The organism is Martelella mediterranea (genome assembly GCF_021021415.1).
Taxonomy (GTDB): domain Bacteria; phylum Pseudomonadota; class Alphaproteobacteria; order Rhizobiales; family Rhizobiaceae; genus Martelella; species Martelella mediterranea_C.
Map to the genome: position 1 here is coordinate 1 of NZ_JAINWJ010000103.1, position 818 is coordinate 818.

Here is an 818-nt window from a genome sequence, read left to right on the forward strand (position 1 = left end):
GGGCGTTGTCACGTTAAGTTTGGCAGGCTGAGAAGGGCCGGAGTTTCAAGAATTTTCAGGCGATGCAGGCCGCGATTTTCCATGCGTCGAACGCTTCGAGGCGATGGTAGCGAATTGTTTGTGCAGCACGGCGGCGGGATGGCACTGAAAAGCAATTGCGAATAGCCGAGTGCATGGAGACGAACCGTTGCAGCGCGCCCGGCGACCGGTGGCCTTGCATTGTCCGTTCTCGCTTTCGAAACGGCAAGTGACTGTTTTCGGCCCGATTGTTGAGACCCTTGTGAGACCAGTGGTCGAGGCTGGGGGCAATGTCCGCCTTTGCTGCGCCGTAGGAGCGCAGCTTATCGGTGATGATCCGTTTGGGAACAAAGCAATAGCGCTTCATCAACGCCACCAACAGGCGCTTGGCTGCCCTCTTGTCGCGGCGCTTGTGCAAAATCTCTTCGAGACGGTGCCATGCTGATCGACCGCGCGCCAGAGCCAGAACTTTTCTCCAGCGCATTTCACGGCGACTTCGTCCAGAAACCAGACATCGTCAGGGCGGGCCTGCCGTAGTCGCAGGTTGCGCGCAATCTGGGGGCCGAATTTGTTGATCCAACGACGGACTGTCTCATAGGAAACGTCGATCCCACGCTCAAGCAGCATTTCCTCAACTTCACGCAGGCTCAGATTGAACCGCAGGTAAAGCCAAACTGCGTGAGCAACGATCTGCGGCGGAAAACGGTGGCGCTTGAAACTGATATCTAGAGTCTGCATCGCTGAAATCTAAGCCCCGCCAGAGACATAGGCAATCGCATGTAGGTTAACGTGACAACGCC

Annotated in this window: 1 pseudogene; it reads right to left on the reverse strand. The window is 56.6% G+C overall.

Going from position 1 to position 818, the window contains the following annotated elements:
• Positions 1-55 precede the first annotated feature (55 nt).
• Positions 56-681, reverse strand: a pseudogene (locus K7H91_RS25500) (IS6 family transposase).
• Between the last annotated feature and the right edge of the window lie 137 nt (positions 682-818).